This window comes from Salipiger sp. D13 (assembly GCF_003703915.1).
In the GTDB taxonomy this organism is placed as follows: domain Bacteria; phylum Pseudomonadota; class Alphaproteobacteria; order Rhodobacterales; family Rhodobacteraceae; genus Salipiger; species Salipiger profundus.
Map to the genome: position 1 here is coordinate 33,876 of NZ_RAPJ01000008.1, position 18,884 is coordinate 52,759.

Below are 18,884 nucleotides of genomic sequence, written 5' to 3' on the forward strand. Positions count from 1 at the left end.
TCACTCTTTCCTGATCCGCCCGAAGTCCGGGGCCTCGGTGTCCTGCCCCGCCTGGAGGATACCACGACGGATCTCGCGTGTATGGGTGAAATAGTCGAAAAGCGTGTCGCCATCGCCGGTCCGGATCGCCCGCTGCAACGCGAAGAGCTCTTCGGTGAAGCGCCCGAGGATCTCGAGGGTCGCCTCCTTGTTGGTCAGGAAGACGTCGCGCCACATGGTCGGGTCGCTCGCCGCGATCCGGGTGAAATCGCGGAAGCCCGCCGCCGAGAACTTGATGACCTCCTGATCCGAGACGCGCCGCAGGTCATCGGCCACGCCGACCATCGTGTAGGCGATCAGGTGCGGGATGTGGCTCACCACCGCGCAGACGAGATCGTGATGCTGCACGTCCATGCGCTCGGTGTTGGCGCCGAGTGCATGCCAGAAGTCCTCGAGCGCCGCGGTGGCCGCGTCCGGGGCACCGTCGGGCACGATCAGGCACCAGCGGTTGTCGAAGAGCGAGGCAAAGCCCGAATCGGGGCCGGAATGCTCGGTCCCGGCCATTGGGTGGGCCGGCACGAAGTGCACGCCCTCGGGGATGTGCGGACGCACCGCCTCGATCACCGCGCGCTTGACCGAGCCCACGTCGGTCACCGTGGCGCCAGGCTTGAGGTGAGGCGCGATGGTCTCGGCGATGCCGCCCATGGCGCCCACCGGCACCGCCAGCACCACGAGGTCGGCGTCCTTCACGACCTCTTCGAGGCTGTCGCAGACCACGTCGCAGAGGCCGAGCCGGCGGGCGGTCTCGCGCGTCTTCTCGCTGCGCGCGTAGCCCGAGACATGGGTCTCCATCCCGGCCCGCTTCATCGCCCAGTACATCGACGAGGCGATCAGCCCGAGACCGATCAGGGCAACCTTGCGGTAGGTCATCGCTCGCCCGCCTTGAACAGGCCGATGCAATGCGCGACCCGGCGGCACGACGCCTCGTCGCCCACGGTGATGCGCAGCGCGGCGGGCAGCTTGTAGCCGGTGACACGGCGGACGAGGATGCCCTGCGTCTGGAGGTAGGCATCGCAGGCCGCGGCCTCGTCGGCGTCGGCGAAACGCGCCAGCACGAAATTCGCGGTCGAGGAATCCGAGGGCACGCCATGCTCCGCCAGCGCCTCGGCAAGCCAGGCGCGCAGGCGGGTGTTCTCCTCGCGGCTCTTCTCGACGTAGGAGGTGTCGCGGATCGCCGCCTCGGCGGCGGCGATGGCCACGGTCGAGAGGTTGAACGGCTGCCGGATGCGGTTCAGCACGTCGATGATCGCCTGCGGCGCGTAGCCCCAGCCGACCCTCATGCCGCCCAGCCCGTAGAGCTTCGAGAAGGTCCGCGTCATTACCACGTTGTCGCGCGCCTCGACCAGGCGGGCGCCGCCGTCGTAGCCCTCGACGTATTCGGCATAGGCCCCGTCGAGCACCAGGATCGCCTGCGGCGGCAGGTTGTCGGCCAGCCGCTCGATCTCGGCCAGCCCGATCATCGTGCCCGTGGGGTTGTTCGGGTTGGCGATGAACACGAGCTTCGTGCGGTCGTTGCAGGCCGCGAGGATGTTGTCGACGCAGACCACGCGCTCGCGCTCGGCCACCTCGACCGGGGTGGCGCCGACCGCATGCGCGAGGATGCGATACATCGCGAAGCCGTGCTCGGTGTGGATCACCTCGTCGCCTTCGCCGGCATAGCCGTGGCAGAGGAACTGCAGCACCTCGTCCGAGCCCACGCCGCAGATGATCCGTGCGGCGTCCAGCCCGTGCGCCTCGGCGATGGCGCCGCGCAGCGAGGCGTGGTCGGTCGACGGGTAGCGATGCATCTCGTGCACCACGCGGCGCACCGCTTCCTGCGCGGCCGGCGACGGTCCGAAGGGGTTCTCGTTGGAGCTGAGCTTGACGACGTTGGACACGCCCTCGACGCTCGACTTGCCGCCCTGGTAGAGCGCGATCTCCATGATGCCGGGCTGCGGTTCGATGCCAGCCATTGTGCGTCCTCAGAGTTGATGCCGCGCCCTTCTAGCCCGCGTGCCCGGACAAGACCACCCTCGACCACGCCGCCCCCTGCCGGAAAAAAGTTCGTCCGAACTTTTTTGCGCCATCCCCCAAGTGTCGAAGATTTTTCGGACGAAAAATCTTTGCCCCGTCTCAGCGGCAGCGCGGCGGCTTGATCAGACCACGACCTCGCGGCGCTCCTGCTTGCCGACGTGGAACACCCGCTTGTAGCGCGCGATCTCATCGGCCGGGCCCATCGCCTTGTTCGGATTGTCCGAGAGCTTGACCGTCGGGCGGCCGTTGGCGCTGACTGCCTTGCAGACAAGGCTGAACGGGGCGAGCGCATCGTCGGGCGCGAGCCCGCGGAAATCGTTGGTGAGCAGCGTCCCCCAGCCGAAGGAGACCCGGACACGGCGATGGAACATCTCGTAGAGCTCGAGGATCTTGTCCTCGTCGAGCCCGTCGGAAAAGATCACCAGCTTCTGCATCGGGTCCTCGCCACGCGCCTTCCACCAGGCGATGGCATTCTCGGCACCGCGCACCGGATCACCGCTGTCGATGCGGATGCCGGTCCAGCCGGCCAGCCAGTCCGGCGCATGCTCGAGGAAGCCCTCGGTGCCGTAGGTGTCGGGCAGGATGATCCTCAGGTTGCCCTCGTGCTCCTCGTGCCAGTCCGCCAGCACGTCGTAGGGGGCCCGCGCGAGCGTCTCGTCGTCCTCGGCGAGCGCGGCATAGACCATGGGCAGCTCGTGCGCGTTGGTCCCGATCGCCTCGAGGTCGCGGTTCTTGGCGATCAGGCAGTTCGACGTGCCGGTGAACCCCGCACCCAGCCCCTCGACCATCGCCTGAACGCACCAGTCCTGCCACAGGAAGCTGTGCCGGCGGCGGGTGCCGAAATCGGCGATGCGCAGGCCCGGGACCTCGCGCAGGCGTTCGACCTTTTCCCAGAGTTTCGTGGCCGCGCGGGCATAGAGAACCTGCAGCTCGAAGCGCTTCATGTCGTCGAGCACGGCGCGGCTGCGCAGCTCCATCAGCACCGCGAGCGCCGGGATCTCCCAGAGCATGACCTCGGGCCAGGAGCCTTCGAAGGTCAGCTCGTACTGGTCGCCGACGCGCTCGAGGAAATAGGGTGGCAGCTGCAGGTTCTCGAACCACTCCATGAAGTCGGGGCGGAACATCTGGCGCTTGCCGTAGAAGGTGTTGCCGCGCAGCCAGGTGCTTTCCCCCCGGGTCAGCGACAGCGAGCGGATGTGGTCGAGCTGCTCGCGCAGTTCTCCCTCGTCGATGAGCCGCGCGAGCGGCACCTGCGACGAGCGGTTGATGAGGCTGAAGGTCACCTTCACGTCGGGCCGGTTGTGGAACACCGACTGGCACATGAGGAGCTTGTAGAAATCGGTGTCGATCAGCGAGCGGACGATCGGGTCGATCTTCCACTTGTGGTTCCAGACTCTTGTCGCGATTTCCAAGTCGGGGCCTCATCCGATGACGTCGGGGCCCCTGATACGCCATCCGGCGCCGAAGAGCCAAGTGCTTTCTCCCCCTCGCCTTGGCGCGGAATATGCGCAAGTGCCGTCAGAAGCGCGGTTTTTCGAAGCGGCTTGGCGAGGAAGTCGTCCATTCCGGCGGCAAGGCAGGCTTCCCGGTCGCTGTCGAAGGCGTTCGCCGTAAGCGCGATGATCCACGGCCGCGGCCCCCCGGCCGCGCGGATCCGCCGGGTCGCCTCGAGCCCGTCGAGCACCGGCATCGACATGTCCATCAGGATGACGTCGGGCGCGAGGCGCTGCGCGAGGTCGACCGCCACCCCGCCGTCCTCGGCCTCGGTCACCTCGATCCCCTCGCCCTCGAGATAGCGCTGCACGAGCAACCGGTTGGTGGCATTGTCCTCGACCAGAAGCAGGCGCATCGGCCCGACGCTCTCGGCCTCCTGCACCGACGGCTCGGGTGCCTCTTCGGCCCCGACATCGACGCGCGCAAGCCGCAGCGTCAGCTCGAAGGCGGCGCCGGGCCCGTCGGGCGGCAGAAGACGCAGGTCTCCACCCATCCGCCGGGCAAGCTGGCGCGAGATCGCCAGCCCCAGCCCGGTGCCGCCATGTTCGCGGGTGGTTTCGGCATCCGCCTGTTCGAAGCGCTCGAAAATCCGGCCGGCCCCTTCCGGAGCCACCCCGATGCCGGTGTCCGCGACCTTAACCGCGATATCGACGAACGCGTCTCCCGGTGTCACGCGGCTGGTCACCGTCACCCCGCCCGAGGACGTGAACTTGATGGCATTGGCCAGCAGGTTGATCAGGATCTGCCGCAACCGCCCGCTGTCGCCGATGACCAGCGCCGGCAAAGGCGTTTCGTGGCAGATATCGAGAAAAAGCCCCTTTTCCCGGGCCTGCGGTTTCAGGATGCCAGCCGCGTCGCGGATGCAGTCGGCCAGCGAAAACGGCTCGGCGACGATCGGCAGCTTGTCGGCCTCGAGCTTCGAGTAGTCGAGGATGTCGTTGATGATCTTCAACAGCGCTTCGGCCGAGTTGCGCATGGTGCGGGCATAGAGCTTCTGCTGGTCGCTCAGCGGCTCCTCCGCCAGCAGGTCGGACATGCCGATGATCCCGTTCATGGGGGTCCGGATCTCGTGGCTCATCGTGGCGAGAAATGCCGCCTTGGCTCGCGCCCCCGCCTCGGCGCGGTCTCTCGCTTCGGCCAGTTCCTGCGCTCGGAGCTTGGCTTCAGTGATGTCCCGCTCGATGACGATCACCTTCTCGACCCCGCCGTCCGGCGTGAGGATCGGCGCAAAGGCGGCCTCGACCCAGATTTCGCGCCCGTCCTTGGTCCGGTTCAGGATCTCGTAGCGGACAGACTGTCCCGCGATGGTCGTGCGGGCGACATCCTCCAGCTGGCCCCGGTCGCTTCCGGGCGCAGCCAGGACCTCGGTCGGTGTCTGGCCCAGAACCTCTTCCGGTGTGTAGCCCTTCATCCGCGTGAACCCTTCGTTCACCCAGAGAATGCGATGATCCGAGTCCAGCAGCATGACCGCGTCATTGGCGTGACGCGCGACAAGCGCGAGCTGCCGCGCCTCCGCCTGCGACACGCGCAGCTCCTCGATGGCCCTCTCGAGCGCTTCCTGCCCGACCAGAAGGTTGCGGCTATCCTCGAACCTGCGGCGGTCGGCTCCGTCGACGAAACGCAGGAAGACGTAGGCGATGAACGCGAGCATCGCCAGCCCGAAGGCATTGTAGACAAGCCCCTCGCCGCTTTCCCCGTTCAGCATCTCGACCCCGAATCCGGCGATGGCGGTCAGGCCGTAGATCGTGTTGCGGATGTTGGTGGCAAGCGGGTGATACCGCTGGACGACGCCTGCGTTCAGCACCGCCGCCGCGAGAAAGGCGAAACTGAACAGGGACGCCTCGCCGGTCAGAGCCGTCCACTGTGCAATCAGGACCGTCGCGGCGATGGTGATGGCCTGAAACCCGGCGGTCAGCGCGCTCAACAGGTAGAGGCGCCGCATCGGCACCTTCCGGTCGAGCAGCGCCGGCACGCGGTAGAGGACCGCGCAATCGATGAACTCGCCAAGCAGTGCAAGGCCGGCGGCCAGAAAGGCCACGTCCAGGGAAACCAGCAGGGCGAGCGCCAGCGACCCCGCAACCGTTGCGATCTGACGGGGCACGAAATGGCGCACACGCCCCCGCGCATAGCGCCGCAGAAGACCCTCCGGGCTGTTCTCGGCCTCGAACCGGGCGAGGGACTGTCGTTCCGTCATCGTCATTTCGTCATGTCAGGAGCTGCAGATCCTCTTTGTCACAGACGCCGAGCGGCACAAGGCAAAAAGCTGCACACGTGTCAGGCCAGGACGACACCGGCCGCCGCCATGCTGTCGCGCGCCGCCGCGAGCGAGCCATCGAGATCGATCCCACGGCAGGCGCCTTCGGCGACGGTGACCTCGAACCCGAGCCGCGCGGCGTCGATGGCGGAGAAGGCCACGCAGAAATCGGTCGCGAGGCCCACGAGGGTGAGGCGCTCGATGCCGCGCGTACGCAGGTAGCCTTCCAACCCGGTCGGCGTGACGTGATCGTTCTCGAAAAACGCCGAATAGCTGTCGATGGCGGGGCGGAACCCCTTGCGGATGATGAGCTCGGCCCGGTCGGTCTCGAGCTCCGGATGAAAGGCCGCGCCCGCTCCGCCCTGCACGCAATGCTCGGGCCAGAGCACCTGCGTGCCGTAGTCCATCTCGACCGTGTCGAACGGGGCCTTGCCGGGGTGACCGGTCGCGAAAGAGGAATGCCCGGCAGGGTGCCAGTCCTGTGTCAGGACGACGGCGTCGAACTCGGCCATCATTGCGTTGATGGGCGCGATGATCTCGTCTCCGCCGGTGACGGCCAGCGCGCCGCCCGGGCAGAAGTCATTCTGGACATCGATCACGACAAGCGCATGCATGGGCGATCCTTTCGCTGTGGCAACACGTTATGGATGCGGCGATCCTCACGCTTGCCCCGCGACGATGCAAGGCGTATCTCGTCGCGCATGTTCACGGTCTGCGCCCTTTACCATTTCACCCGGTTCGACGACCCCGCTGCCCTGCGGGAGCCGCTTCTGGCCCTTTGCCGCGCCGAAGAAGTCACCGGAACGCTGCTGCTCGCCCACGAAGGTCTCAACGGAACCGTCGCGGGGCCACGTGCCGGGATCGACGCGGTGCTGGCGCATCTGCGGGCGCTGCCGGGCTGCGAGGGGCTCGAGTGGAAGCTCTCGACCGCCAGCGAACGGCCCTTTGCCCGCATGAAGGTGCGGCTGAAGCGCGAGATCGTCACCATGGGCCAGCCCGACGTGGACCCCCGCGCCCGCGTCGGCCATTACGTCGAGCCCTCCGAGTGGAACGAGCTGATCCGCTCGCCGGACGTGGCGGTGATCGACACGCGCAACGACTACGAGGTCGCCATTGGCACCTTCGAGGGGGCCGTCGACCCGCAGACCGAAAGCTTTCGCGACTTCCCGCAGTGGTGGGAAGAGAACAAGGCGCGCTTCCACAACAAGCGCATCGCCATGTTCTGCACCGGCGGCATCCGGTGCGAGAAATCCACGAACTGGCTGCTCGGCCAGGGCGTCGAGGAGGTCTACCATCTCAAGGGCGGCATCCTGAAATACCTCGAGGAAGTGCCGGAGGACCGGAGCGCCTGGCAGGGCAGCTGCTTCGTTTTCGACGGCCGCGTCTCGGTCGAGCACGGGCTTCGCGAGGGGCCGCATCTGCTCTGCCATGCCTGCCGCCGCCCGATCCTGCCCGAAGACCGCGACCGCCCCGAGTACGAGCATGGCGTGTCCTGCCACCAGTGCATCGACGAGACCTCGGAGGAGGACAAGGCCCGGTTCCGCGAGCGCCAGAAGCAGATCGCGCTGGCCCGCGCCCGGGGTGAACGTCACCTCCATGCCGACGTTCCCGACGACCTGGGCCCTGACCGGGGCTGACATCTTGCCCCCCGTGGACATGGCTGCTCAGAAGTAGCTGCGGACCAGCGCGCCCGCGAGCAGCGACCAGCCGTCGGCGACCACGAAGAACGCCAGCTTGAACGGTAGCGACACGATCGCCGGCGGCACCATCATCATGCCCATCGACATCAGCACCGCCGCGACCACGAGGTCGATGATCAGGAACGGCAGGAAGATGAGAAAACCGACCTGGAAGGCACGGGCGATCTCGGACAGCATGAAGCTGGGGATGAGCACCGAGAGCGGGGCTTCGGGCGCGAGCGCCATCCCCGATGCGTCCGGTCTCAGCTCGGCCATCGCAGCGAATGTGTCGGGATCGACGCGCGCGGCCATGAAGCCGCGAAACGGGGCAAGGGTCCGATCGAAGGCCTCGTCGATCTCGATCTGCTCGTCGACGAGCGGTTGCAGGCCGTCGGTCCAGGCCGCGGTAAAGGTCGGCTCCATCACGAAATAGGTGAGGAAGAGCGCGAGGCTCACGATGAGCATGTTCGGCGGCGACTGCTGCAGCCCGATCGCCTGCCGCAGGATCGCGAGCACCGTGACCAGGAACGGAAAGCAGGTCACCATGATGGCGATGCCGGGCGCGAGGCTCAGGAGCGTGATCAGCGCGATCAGCTGAATGCTGGCTGCCGTCACCGAGCCGCCCTCGCCCAGGTCGAGGGATATGCCCTGCGCCGCGGCCGGACCCGGCCAGGCGAGCGACACGGCGAGCAGGATCGGCAGCACCGCACGCATCGGTCAGGAGGGGCTCTTGAGATCGACGACTTCGGTCAGACGCACCGCGAGCTGGCCGTTGTCGCCCCCCTCGACGACCTCGAGTGCACCGATCCCGATCAGGCGATCCCCGACGTAAAGCTCGACCGGATCCTCGAGACGCTTGTCGAGCGTTAGTACCGACCCTTCCCCGAGCTTCAGCAGGTCGCGCACCAGCGGCCGGGCTCGCCCCACCGAGACGGTGATCTCGATGGGCACGCTGGTAAAGGGGGTCGCGCCCTCGGCGCGCGCGGTCTCGGCCTGGTCATCCATGGGCGATGCTCCTGCGATTGTCGTGCATGAACCCGCGCACCGCCTGTGCGACGTCGTTCACGAGGCTGGAAAGGTCGATCTGCTTTTCGGTCCCCGCGAAGCGGATGTCGGCCTGCCCCTCGGCGAGCGTCTCGTCCTCGACCAGACGAAGGGGAAAGCCGACGTCGGCCTCGAGCAGCGGGGCGACCGCCTCGGTGCAACCGGGGGCCACCGCGATCTCGACCTCGAGCGCACCGATCTCGCGGGCCATCCGCGAGAGCTGTTCGGCCACATGCAGCCCGAGCGTTTCGCGCAGCATGGCGGGCAACAGCTTGCCGACCACCTCCTCGAGCAGGGGCGAGATACCGTTGAGCACCTGCGCGCAGGCTTCGTGGTAGGTGAAGGAGAGATCCTGCAGGTTCTGTGCGAAATCGCTGGAGATTCGCGTTTGGTCCTCCGACTGCGCCTTCAGCGCATCGTCCCAACCGGCGCGGTAGCCGGTGTCGAAGCTCTCGAGCCGGGCAGCCTCTAACTCGTCCTCGTCCCGCGGCGCAGGCGGCGGTTCCGCGTAGGTCGAGGGAACGCCGAAATCCTCGAGCACGTCGCCCAGCCGGGTCATTGCACTTCTTCCTTTTCATCCAGCCAGCTGCGCAGAATCTCGACGGTTTCGTCCTTGCGTGCCTCGATGAGGGTGCGCAGCCGGTCGACCGGGTCCTCTTCCACAGGCGCATCGAAATCCACCATTCCCATGCCCCCGAAGCCCTCGCCACCTGCCAGCGGCGCGAGCGGGGCAAAGTCGGCGTCGCCATCGAGCTCCCCGTCAAGCGCGGGCGAGGCGCCGTTCTCATAGGGCGGAAGGGCGAGCGCACCGCCAGCTGCATCAGATGCGTCCAGACGCGCCGGGCCCGAAAGGATCGGGCGCACCACGAAGAGCCCCAGCACCAGCGCCACCACCGCCAGGATCGCCATCTGGATGAGCAGCATCGGATCGAGGGGCATCGAGAACCAGCCCGGCTCGATGGGGCCCGTCCCGAGCCCCTCGGGGCGCTCGAACGGCAGCGAGCGGATCGTGATCTCGTCACCTCGTTCCTCGTCGAAGCCGACCGCCGAGGCCACGAGATCACGCAGCGCCGCGAGCTGCGGCTCGGGCAGCGGCACGAAGGTCTGCGTGCCGTCCGCGGCCGCGTCGTAGCTGCCGTTGACCAGGACGGCGACCGTCAGCCGCTTGATCGCGCCCGGCACGCGCGTGACCTCGCGCATCGTCTCGGAGACCTCGTAGTTCACCCGCTCACGGGTTTCGCTGCTCTGGCTCGAGGAGCTGTCGCCGCCACCTCCGGCCTGCCCGGCCGGCAGGTTCGAGGCCACCGTCACGTCGCCACCACCGCTGTCCTGCGAGGTGCTTGTATCCTCGGACGTATCGGTCGAGATCACCACCCGGCCTTCCGGATCGAACTGCCGCTGCCGGATCGTCTCGCTCTCGGTAACGGTGTCGAGACTGAGCTCGACGACCGCATTGCCCTGGCCGACCCGCGCCTCGACCAGGCGCTGCACCCGGTCGCGCATCTGCGCGGCCTTGTCCTCGGTGGTCGGACCACTGCCCCGCTCGTCCTCGGCCCCGATGAGCCCGCCCTTGCCGTCGATCACCGCGACATTCTCGGGCACGAGACCGGGCACCGCCGAGGCGACAAGATACTTCAGGGCCCGCGCCTGCGCCGCGGACAGCACCTCGCCCGCACTCGTCACCGACACCGAGGCGGTCGGCGTGACATCGCGCTGGAAAGGATTCGCACTGGAATTCGCGATGTGCACCCGCGCGGTGGCGATGTAGGGGCTCGCCACGATGGTGCGCGCAAGCTCGCCCTCCTTGGCGCGCCAGTAGGCGGCATCGAACATCTGCGAGGTGGTTCCGAAGCCCGACAGGCCGTCGAGCAGCTCATACCCTTTCGTCGAATTCGCCGGCAGCCCCTCGCTCGCCAACGTCATTCGCAGGGCATCCCGCTGCAGTTCGGGCACGAAGATCGCCCCGCCGCGCACCTCGTAGGGCACCCCGCGCTGTTCCAGCGCCTCGACGACCTCGCCCGCGGCGCCATTCTCAAGCCCGGCGTAGAGCAGGGCAAGCGTAGGCGAGCCGGTCATCCGTGCCATAGCCAGCACCGAGATCATCATGGCCGCCGTGGCTACCATGACGATCACCCTGCGGCGCGCGCCGAGACGCTCCCAGATTTGCGCGAGTTGTTGCAAGACCAACCTCCGTTCCGACCGTTCTGCCCGGTGCCGCATCTTTGGAGCATCAGACTTAACAATCGGTTAGTTCCTGCGTGGCTATAACGCCGACGTCGGAAACAAGAGGTCTGCCCATGTCGGATGCCACCGCAGACGCTCCGGTCGATGAGACCGCGGAGCCGAAGAAAGCGTCGAAACTGCCGCTGCTGATCGGGCTCGTTCTCGCGCTCGCAGGGGGCGGCGGTGGCTTCTACGCGGCATGGTCCGGGCTGCTTCCATTCGGCGGCTCCGCCGCCAGCAAAGAGGCCGACCATGGTGCGCCGGCCGAAGCGGACGGAGGTTCGCATGCCAACGCGCATGACAGCGACGCACCAATGCCGGACGCCCGTGTCGCATTCGTCGAACTGCCGCAGCTTATCATCTCGATGGGGCGCACATCCGACATGCATCATCTGCGGTTTCAGGCCAGCCTCGAGGTCGCGCCGGACCATGCCGGTGAGGTCGAAACCCTGAAACCGAGGGTCATCGACGTGCTCAACAGCTACCTCCGCGCGCTGCGGCCTGCAGACATAGAGGCACCGGGCGCCCTGATCCGGATTCGCGGGCAGATGCTCCGCCGCATCCAGCTCGTCGCGGGCGAGGACCGGGTGCGCGATCTCCTGGTCATGGAATTCGTGCTGAACTGAGGGAGAAAAATATGGAAGTCATTGCCGATATCCTGCTTGTGGCCGGCGCCCTCGGGGCGGGCTTCTACTGCTTCGTGCTGTCGCGCCGCCTGTCGAAGTTCACTGACCTCGAGAAAGGGGTCGGCGGCGCCGTCGCTGTCCTGTCCGCCCAGGTCGACGATCTCACACGCACCCTCGACACGGCACGAACCGCAGCGGGCGCCTCGTCATCGTCGCTTGAAGAGCTGACGGAACGATCGGAAGAGGTGGCCAAGCGGCTCGAGCTTCTGCTCGCCTCCATGCACGATCTTCCCGAATCCGGCGCGACGCCATCCACCGCGGAAGAGCCGGAACCGATGTTCTTCCGTCACCCCAAGCGCGGAGCATCGTGATGAGATCGCTTTTCCGGAAACCGCCCGCGCCCTCTCGACGCCCCAAGCGACGCGGGCGCAGCGTGCTCGCGGTCATCGGCGCACTGATGATCAGCTCGGCGGTGGCGCGGGTCGCCGTGCAGGCCGGCGCGGCGCTCGCAGTGGAGCCCGACACACCGCCCGCACCGGTGCCTGTCGTCGCAGAGGCAGAGCATTCCCCGGCGGACACCTCCGCACTGCCGACCTGCGCGACCGAGGAGGACATTGCCCCCATCCTCGACGCCCTGCGCGGCCGCGAGGAGCGCGTCGCGAAGCGCGAGTCAGCCCTTCAGAAACGGTTGCAGGCGCTCTCGATCGCCGAGCAGGAGATCGAACGGCGCATGACGGCGATGCAGGAGACCGAAGAGAAACTGCGCGCCACCCTCGCGATGGCCGAGACCGCTGCCGAAGACGATGTCTCGCGACTCACCCAGGTCTACGCCACCATGAAGCCGAAACAGGCGGCCGCGCTCTTTCAGGAGATGGACGCCGAGTTCGCGGCCGGTTTCCTTGGCCGGATGCGGCCCGATGCAGCGGCGGCCATCATGGCCGGGCTCGACCCGCAGACGGCCTATACCATCAGCGTTATGCTCGCCGGCCGCAACGCCGCCGCACCGAAGCAATGATAAATGGAGCCGCCGCTCAGACCGTCTGTCCGGCGAACGCCTCGATCTGCGCTGCCGGGAGGGCCCCCGACTGGCGGCCCGTTTCCCGCCCGCCGCGGAAGGCAATCATGGTGGGAATACCGCGGATGCCGAACCGGCGCGCGGCATCCGGGTGCGCTTCGGTGTTCAGCTTCACCAGGCGCGCACGCCCCTTGAGGCTTGCGGCAGCCTTCGAGAACTCGGGAGCCATCATGCGACAGGGGCCACACCAGGGCGCCCAGAAGTCGACCACGAGCGGCAGATCATCGGTGCGAATTGCCTTCGAGAGGGTGTCCGGATCGATGTCGCGGGCCTTTCCCTCCAGCAGCCGCGCGCCGCAGGTGCCGCACTTCGGCCCGGCCGCCAGACGCTCTTCGGGAACGCGGTTTGCCTGACCGCATTCGAAACATATCAATTTTGCCATAATCCCGCCTCCAGGTTACATTCCACTATAAAAATGTGTGTCGTGCACGCCATCGTTACAACGGGGTTGGGAAACTCTGCATTGATTTCGCGTTATGTCCGATCAGAATGATTGAAACGTCACAGGGGAAATCGAGTCTTGTCCATGATCACCCGCCGCAAATTCGTCTCCACCGCTGCCGCCGGGGCCACGCTTGCCGCCACGGCTCCGGCCTATGCTTTCGAGGTCGAGCCGAGGTATCGGCCGCAAGAGGTACGGATCAAGAGCGAGCTTCAGCCCCAGCAGATCCTGATCCTGCCGCGTGCGCATTTTCTCTATTACATCACGGCCCCGGGCCGCGCGATCCGTTACGGTGTCGGCGTCGGCCGCGCCGGGCTCGAATTCACCGGCGACGCCATCATCCAGGTCAAGAAGGAATGGCCGACCTGGCGGCCGACGCAGGAGATGATCGAGCGCGATCCCGGCGCCTACGGCAAGTTCAAGGATACGGACTACGTTCAGCCGGGCGGTCCGACGAACCCGCTCGGAGCACGTGCGCTGTATCTTTTCCAGAACGGCCGTGACACCTTCTACCGGATCCATGGCACTACCGCCCCGGAATCCATCGGTCGATCCGTTTCGAACGGTTGTATCCGGATGCTGAACGAGCATGTCATCGATCTGTACAATCGCGTGCCGATCGGCACCCCGGTGACGGTACTCTGAGGCAAGCAGGACCATGGCGCGCGGCATGCACGCCGCGCGCGGTCTGTTAACCACGGCTCCCCTTTCAGGCTCAGTGCCGCCGGGTCGTCGCGCAATTGCCGAAATCGAGCCCCAATCTTCCGCGATTAATAATTCAGTAAGACACGCGACCTAGAAGACTACTGGATTGGAGACTCGCATGGCACTGATTGGCTTTCTCTTCGGCAGCATCCTCGGCCTGTTCACCGCGACAACGGTCTGGGCCTTATTCGGACTGTCGCTGGCCACTGCCATCAGTCTTTACTTCATCATCGCTTTCGCAACTTTCGCGCTGCCGTATTTCGCCTGCGGGGTGCGGACTTACCTACTGCCCCTGACCCTGACGGCACGGGCCGTGCGCTGACGCTTCCTCTGGCACACGCGTCATTCTTCGTCCGCGCCGACGCGCGCGATAAGCTCTTCGACCGCCGGTCCCATTGCCTCAACGATCCGCGACACGCCTTCGGCATTCGGATGGATGCCATCGGCCTGCATCAGCCCAGCAGCGCTGGCAGGCGCCTCACCCTCACTCACGATTCCCTCGAAGAAGCTTGGGTAGTAGAGCGTCCCATACGCTTCGGACAGCTCGGGATACATCGCGTCGAAAGTCGCCTTGAAGTCGGGTCCATAGTTCCCAGGCGCGCGCATCCCGACAAGCAGTACCTCGACCTCCTGCGCCTCGGCCACCTCGAGAATCCCCTCGAGGTTGGCGCGGCTGCTTTCGGGCGGCAGACCGCGCAGCAGGTCGTTGCCGCCAAGCGCCACGATCATGCCGTCGATCTCCGGCGTCAGCGACCACTCGACCCGCGAGAGCCCGCCCGCCGTCGTGTCGCCCGAGACACCGGCGTTCACGATCCTGACATCATGCCCGTGATCTGCCAGCCAGCTGCGAAGCTGCGGCACGAATCCATCCTGCTCGATCAGCCCGTATCCCTGTGTCAGGCTGTCCCCCAGCGCCAGAAGATGCACCGTTTCGGCCTTCAGCGGCGCCGCCACACCGCAGAGCAGGAACCCCGCCAGCGTGACCTTGCTGCGCAGGCCCATGGCCCCATATGTAAGCGAACGCATCATTTCCGGACGCTCCTTCATGCCTGATCCCGTGATCGCCCTCAAAGATGTCACGCTCAGCCTTCGCGGCAATGCCGGAATGGTGGAAATCCTGCATGGCATCTCTCTCGACGTGGCGAAAGGGGAAACGCTCGGGCTGATCGGGCCGTCCGGAAGCGGCAAGTCCTCGCTGCTGATGATCATGGGCGGGCTCGAACGGGCGACAAGCGGCCGGGTCGATGCGCTAGGGCACGATCTCACCGCCCTGGACGAGGACCAGCTCGCGCGGTTTCGCCGCGACCACATGGGCGTGGTCTTCCAGAGCTTCAACCTGATCCCCACCATGACCGCGCTCGAGAACGTGGCCACCCCGCTCGAACTGGCAGGCGCATCCGACGCCTTCGAGCGCGCGCAGGCCGAGCTCGAGGCGGTTGGTCTCGCCCACCGGGCCGATCACTACCCCGCGCAGATGTCGGGCGGCGAACAGCAGCGGGTGGCGCTGGCACGGGCCGCGGCGCCACGGCCGGACATCCTTCTGGCCGACGAGCCCACGGGCAATCTCGACGGCAAGAACGGCGACGCGATCATGGAGATGCTGTTCGGCCTGCGCGACCGCCACGGCGCGACGCTGGTGCTGGTCACCCACGCGCATGCGCTCGCACAGCGCTGTGACCGGGTCGTGCGGCTCACCGACGGGCGCGTCGACGATGCCCGGATGAGGGCCGCGGAATGAGCCTTGGCACGGCGGCGCGCTTTGCCCGGCGCGAGTTGCGCGGCGGCCTGCGCGGCTTCCGCATCTTCCTCGCCTGCCTTGCGCTCGGGGTCGCCGCCATCGCCGGGGTCGGCTCGGTGCGCTCGGCCATTCAGGCGGGGCTGACCGACCAGGGGGCAATCCTGCTTGGAGGCGACGCGCAGGCGGAATTCACCTATCGCTTCGCCTCGGACGAAGAGCGCGCCTGGCTCGAGAGCGTCTCGACAGCGCTCTCCGAGATCACCGACTTCCGCTCGATGGCCGTGGTCGACGGACCGGACGGCCCCGAACGCGGCCTGACACAGGTGAAATCGGTCGACGACGCCTACCCGCTGCTGGGCGAGATGCGGCTCGACCCGCCGATGCCGCTGGCGCAGGCGCTCGACGGCGATACGCAGCCGGGCGCAGTGATGGCGCCGGTGCTTGCCGACCGGCTGGGCCTGTCTCCCGGCGACAGCTTCCGGCTGGGCACCCAGAGCTTCACGCTTTCCGCGATCATCGAGACCGAACCCGACGACGCCGGCGACGGCTTCGGGCTGGGTCCGCGGACGCTGGTGCGGACCTCCGACCTCGCCTCCTCCGGCCTGCTGGCGCCCGGCTCGCTCTACGAGAGCGAATACCGCTTGCTGGTGCCTGACGGCACCGACATGGACGCGCTGCGCGCCGAGGCCGAGGCGCGCTTCCAGGACACCGGCATCCGCTGGCGCGACGCCCGCAACGGCGCCCCCGGCATCGCCCGCTTCGTCGACCGGCTCGCAAGCTTCCTCGTGCTGGTCGGGCTCTCGGGGCTCGCCGTCGGCGGCATCGGCGTCTCGGCGGCGGTGCGCGCCTACCTCGCGCGCAAGACCGGCGTCATCGCGACACTGCGGACCCTGGGCGCCAGTCGGCGTGTCATCTTCCTGACCTACTTCCTCCAGATAGGGGCCCTCGGCCTGCTCGGCATCGCCATCGGGCTGGTGCTGGGCGCGGTGATCCCGCTGCTGTTCGCCCCGATCATCGCGGCGTCGCTGCCGATCCCGGTGATGTTCACCCTCTATCCCGGCCCGCTGGCCGAGGCGGCGGTCTACGGCGTGCTGACCGCGCTGCTCTTCACCCTGTGGCCGCTCGCCCGTACCGAGGAAGTGCGCGCCGCCGCGCTCTTCCGTGACGCGCTCGACAGCGCCCGCGCCCTGCCCGCCCGGCGCTACGTGGTGGCGACGGCGGCGCTGCTGGCGCTGCTCGTGGGCGTGGCGATGGTGTTCTCGGGCGATCCGCGCATCACGCTCTGGACGGCCGGCGGCATCCTCGGCGCGCTGGTCATCCTTGCCGTGGCGGCGACGGGCATCCGCGCGCTCGCGCACCGTGCCACGCCTGCGATGCGGGGGCGCCCCGTGTGGCGGTGGGCGCTCGGCGCCATCGGCGGCCCGCGCGAGACCGCCGCCTCGGTGGTGCTGTCGCTCGGGCTCGGGCTGTCGGTGCTCGCGGCCATCGGACAGATCGACGGAAACCTGCGCAACGCCATCCAGCGCGACCTGCCGGACGTGGCGCCGTCGTATTTCTTCGTCGACATCCAGCCCAACCAGATCGATGGCTACCTCGAGCGGCTCGAAAGCGACCCGGCGGTCGGCCGCGTCGACACCGCGCCGATGCTGCGGGGCGTGATCACCCGGATCAACGGACAGAATGCGCAGGAGGTCGCCGGCGATCACTGGGTGGTGCGCGGCGACCGGGGCATCACCTATGCCGCGCAACCCGACAGCCGCACCACCGTCACCGCCGGGGAGTGGTGGCCCGAGGATTACGACGGCCCGCCCCAGATCAGCTTCGCCGCCGAAGAGGCCGAGGAGATCGGCCTGAACCTCGGTGACGAGATCACCTTCAACGTGCTCGGTCGCGACATCACCGCGACGATCACCAGCTTCCGCGACGTGGATTTCTCGACCGCCGGCATCGGCTTCGTGATGACGCTGAACCCGACGGCCCTTCAGGGTGCGCCGCATACCTTCATCTCGACCGTCTACGCCGAGCCCGAGGCCGAGGCACAGATCCTGCGCGATCTCGCCGACGCCTATCCGAACATCACAGCGATCCGGGTGCGTGACGCCATCGACCGGGTGGCCGAGCTGCTCGAGGGCATCGGCGCGGCGATCCGCTGGGGGGCTGCCGCGACCCTGCTCACCGGCTTTCTCGTGCTGATCGGCGCGGCGGCGGCGGGTGAAGGCGCCCGAACCTACGAGGCGGCGGTGCTGAAAACCCTCGGCGCATCGCGCGCCCGCATCCTGCAAAGCTTCGCCCTGCGCTCGGCGCTGCTGGGCGCGGCGGCAGGCGTGGTGGCGCTGGGGGCCGGCATCCTCGGGGGCTGGGCCGTGAGCCACTACATCATGGAGACGGATTTCACCGTCGTCTGGTCCTCGGCCATCGGCATCATCGCCGGGGGCGTGCTGGCGACACTGCTCGCCGGGATCGGCTTCGCGTGGCGGCCACTTGCCGCGCGTCCCGCGCAGGTCCTGCGCGCCCGCGAATAGGAGCCTTGAACCCTCGGGGACCGACTGGCAAAGCCTGTAGGCGACCGCAGGCTGACAAGGACGACCCTCCCATGAGCGATTCCCTTCCCATGCCGATCTCGACGCTGACCCGGGCGCAGCGCAGTTCGATCATGAACCTCGTGCGCCGTGCCGCGCGCACCGAGATCATGCCCCGCTTCCGCAGGCTCGACGCCAGCGACATCGCCCAGAAGACCAGCAGGCAGGATCTCGTGACCGAGGCCGACCACGCCTCGGAGGCGATGATCGCGCGCGGGCTCGTGGGGCTCTTCCCGAACGCGCTGATCGTCGGCGAAGAGGATGTCGCGAAGAACCCCGAGGTCCGTGACCGGATCGCCGACGCCGAGCTTGCCTTTACCATCGACCCGGTCGACGGCACCTGGAACTACGCGCACGGGCTGTCGACCTTCGGGGTGATCATCTCGGCGCTGCGCTTCGGCGTACCGATCTTCGGGCTGATCTACGACCCGGTGATGGACGATTTCGTCATCGGCGACAGCGGCGGCGCGGCCGAGATGGTGGTGCCCAAGCGCCGTAGCACAAGGGCGCTGTCGGTCTCGGCGGGTGGAGCACTCGCGGACCTGCAGGGCTACCTGCCGCTCTACATGCTGCCCAAGGACAAGCAGGGCGAGATGGCCGCGCTGCTGCCGCGCTTCGAGCGGGTGCTCTCGCTGCGCTGCTCGGCGCACGAGATGCGGATGCTGGCACAGGGTCACGTGGATTTCGTGCTGTCCGCCGGGCTGACGCCCTGGGACCACGCGGCCGGTGCGCTGCTCTGCCAGTGCGCGGGCGGCCATGTCGCGATGCTCGACGGCTCCGACTACAACGCCGCCAAGCGCGAGGGCTACCTGCTCTGCGCCGCCAACCTCGAGACGTGGGAGCGCATCCGGGACGCGATGTCCTTCCTGCTCGACACGCCCGCCGCGACCGCCGTGACGGACGATGAGCCTGACGAGGGCCCCTCGGAGGCACCCGAGAGCGGCGAAGGCTGAGCGGTCCGGCACGGGTGGGC

General features: G+C 67.5%; 20 protein-coding genes. 9 read left to right on the forward strand and 11 right to left on the reverse strand.

Annotation, left to right across the window (positions count from 1 at the left end):
* From D6860_RS18020 to pncA, 5 genes are all read right to left on the reverse strand, one after another.
* The gene (locus D6860_RS18020; RefSeq protein WP_017468719.1) at positions 1–909 is read right to left on the reverse strand and encodes a prephenate/arogenate dehydrogenase family protein; all 909 of its coding nucleotides are present in this window, start codon (positions 907–909) and stop codon (positions 1–3) included.
* On the reverse strand, positions 906–1,991 hold the full coding sequence (hisC, locus tag D6860_RS18025) for a histidinol-phosphate transaminase (protein WP_076622837.1): 1,086 nt from the start codon (positions 1,989–1,991) through the stop codon (positions 906–908). Before hisC ends, D6860_RS18020 begins: the two co-directional genes overlap by 4 nt.
* A gap of 183 nt (positions 1,992–2,174) precedes the next feature.
* The gene (gene pncB / locus D6860_RS18030; protein WP_076622838.1) at positions 2,175–3,464 is read right to left on the reverse strand and encodes a nicotinate phosphoribosyltransferase; all 1,290 of its coding nucleotides are present in this window, start codon (positions 3,462–3,464) and stop codon (positions 2,175–2,177) included.
* Complete coding sequence (locus tag D6860_RS18035) at positions 3,401–5,740, reverse strand: response regulator (RefSeq protein ID WP_229743277.1); 2,340 nt, start codon at positions 5,738–5,740, stop codon at positions 3,401–3,403. The genes pncB and D6860_RS18035 overlap by 64 nt, the downstream gene beginning before the upstream one ends.
* 80 nt (positions 5,741–5,820) lie before the next feature.
* A complete protein-coding gene (pncA, locus tag D6860_RS18040; protein WP_076622840.1) occupies positions 5,821–6,414 on the reverse strand; it encodes a bifunctional nicotinamidase/pyrazinamidase in 594 nt (197 codons plus the stop codon).
* An 87-nt stretch (positions 6,415–6,501) separates the two neighbouring features.
* Between pncA and D6860_RS18045 the strand changes: the two genes are divergently transcribed.
* Positions 6,502–7,437: an oxygen-dependent tRNA uridine(34) hydroxylase TrhO gene (locus D6860_RS18045; protein ID WP_076622841.1), complete on the forward strand. Its 936-nt coding sequence runs from the start codon at positions 6,502–6,504 to the stop codon at positions 7,435–7,437.
* A 27-nt stretch (positions 7,438–7,464) separates the two neighbouring features.
* Here D6860_RS18045 and fliP read toward each other — a convergent pair whose 3' ends face one another.
* The 4 genes from fliP to fliF are packed head-to-tail and all read right to left on the reverse strand — an operon-like array spanning position 7,465 to position 10,704.
* Positions 7,465–8,193 carry a flagellar type III secretion system pore protein FliP gene (gene fliP / locus D6860_RS18050; RefSeq protein ID WP_076622842.1) on the reverse strand — a complete coding sequence of 243 codons (729 nt, stop codon included), beginning with the start codon at positions 8,191–8,193 and terminating at the stop codon, positions 7,465–7,467.
* Positions 8,194–8,196: 3 nt separating this feature from the next.
* The gene (locus D6860_RS18055; protein ID WP_076622843.1) at positions 8,197–8,484 is read right to left on the reverse strand and encodes a FliM/FliN family flagellar motor switch protein; all 288 of its coding nucleotides are present in this window, start codon (positions 8,482–8,484) and stop codon (positions 8,197–8,199) included.
* Positions 8,477–9,082 carry a FliH/SctL family protein gene (locus tag D6860_RS18060; protein WP_076622844.1) on the reverse strand — a complete coding sequence of 202 codons (606 nt, stop codon included), beginning with the start codon at positions 9,080–9,082 and terminating at the stop codon, positions 8,477–8,479. The genes D6860_RS18055 and D6860_RS18060 overlap by 8 nt, the downstream gene beginning before the upstream one ends.
* Positions 9,079–10,704, reverse strand: coding sequence for a flagellar basal-body MS-ring/collar protein FliF (gene fliF / locus D6860_RS18065; RefSeq protein ID WP_076622845.1), 1,626 nt, complete (start codon positions 10,702–10,704; stop codon positions 9,079–9,081). The genes D6860_RS18060 and fliF overlap by 4 nt, the downstream gene beginning before the upstream one ends.
* A gap of 116 nt (positions 10,705–10,820) precedes the next feature.
* Between fliF and fliL the strand changes: the two genes are divergently transcribed.
* The 3 genes from fliL to D6860_RS18080 are packed head-to-tail and all read left to right on the forward strand — an operon-like array spanning position 10,821 to position 12,387.
* Positions 10,821–11,372 (forward strand): flagellar basal body-associated FliL family protein, encoded by a 552-nt coding sequence (gene fliL / locus D6860_RS18070; RefSeq protein WP_076622846.1) that lies wholly within the window; start codon positions 10,821–10,823, stop codon positions 11,370–11,372.
* 11 nt (positions 11,373–11,383) lie between these two features.
* Positions 11,384–11,743 carry a hypothetical protein gene (locus D6860_RS18075; protein ID WP_017467967.1) on the forward strand — a complete coding sequence of 120 codons (360 nt, stop codon included), beginning with the start codon at positions 11,384–11,386 and terminating at the stop codon, positions 11,741–11,743.
* On the forward strand, positions 11,743–12,387 hold the full coding sequence (locus D6860_RS18080; protein WP_076622847.1) for a MotE family protein: 645 nt from the start codon (positions 11,743–11,745) through the stop codon (positions 12,385–12,387). Before D6860_RS18075 ends, D6860_RS18080 begins: the two co-directional genes overlap by 1 nt.
* Before the next feature lie 16 nt (positions 12,388–12,403).
* On the opposite strand, the gene trxC is transcribed toward D6860_RS18080, so the two are convergent.
* Complete coding sequence (gene trxC / locus D6860_RS18085; protein WP_179949486.1) at positions 12,404–12,829, reverse strand: thioredoxin TrxC; 426 nt, start codon at positions 12,827–12,829, stop codon at positions 12,404–12,406.
* Between the two features lie 144 nt (positions 12,830–12,973).
* On the opposite strand from trxC, the gene D6860_RS18090 reads away from it, so the two are divergent.
* Together D6860_RS18090 and D6860_RS18095 are read left to right on the forward strand one after the other, a co-directional pair.
* Positions 12,974–13,534 carry a L,D-transpeptidase gene (locus D6860_RS18090; protein WP_076622849.1) on the forward strand — a complete coding sequence of 187 codons (561 nt, stop codon included), beginning with the start codon at positions 12,974–12,976 and terminating at the stop codon, positions 13,532–13,534.
* Between the two features lie 178 nt (positions 13,535–13,712).
* Positions 13,713–13,916, forward strand: coding sequence for a hypothetical protein (locus D6860_RS18095; protein WP_017468627.1), 204 nt, complete (start codon positions 13,713–13,715; stop codon positions 13,914–13,916).
* Between the two features lie 20 nt (positions 13,917–13,936).
* Here D6860_RS18095 and D6860_RS18100 read toward each other — a convergent pair whose 3' ends face one another.
* A complete protein-coding gene (locus D6860_RS18100) occupies positions 13,937–14,623 on the reverse strand; it encodes an arylesterase (RefSeq protein WP_076625291.1) in 687 nt (228 codons plus the stop codon).
* A gap of 16 nt (positions 14,624–14,639) precedes the next feature.
* Between D6860_RS18100 and D6860_RS18105 the strand changes: the two genes are divergently transcribed.
* The 3 genes from D6860_RS18105 to D6860_RS18115 all read left to right on the forward strand — a co-directional run bounded on the left by D6860_RS18105 (position 14,640) and on the right by D6860_RS18115 (position 18,864).
* Entirely contained in the window at positions 14,640–15,332 is a 693-nt protein-coding gene (locus tag D6860_RS18105; RefSeq protein WP_076622850.1) for an ABC transporter ATP-binding protein, read from the forward strand.
* The gene (locus D6860_RS18110; protein WP_076622851.1) at positions 15,329–17,854 is read left to right on the forward strand and encodes an ABC transporter permease; all 2,526 of its coding nucleotides are present in this window, start codon (positions 15,329–15,331) and stop codon (positions 17,852–17,854) included. Before D6860_RS18105 ends, D6860_RS18110 begins: the two co-directional genes overlap by 4 nt.
* A gap of 71 nt (positions 17,855–17,925) precedes the next feature.
* Positions 17,926–18,864: an inositol monophosphatase family protein gene (locus D6860_RS18115; RefSeq protein ID WP_083697765.1), complete on the forward strand. Its 939-nt coding sequence runs from the start codon at positions 17,926–17,928 to the stop codon at positions 18,862–18,864.
* Positions 18,865–18,884: the final 20 nt, after the last annotated feature.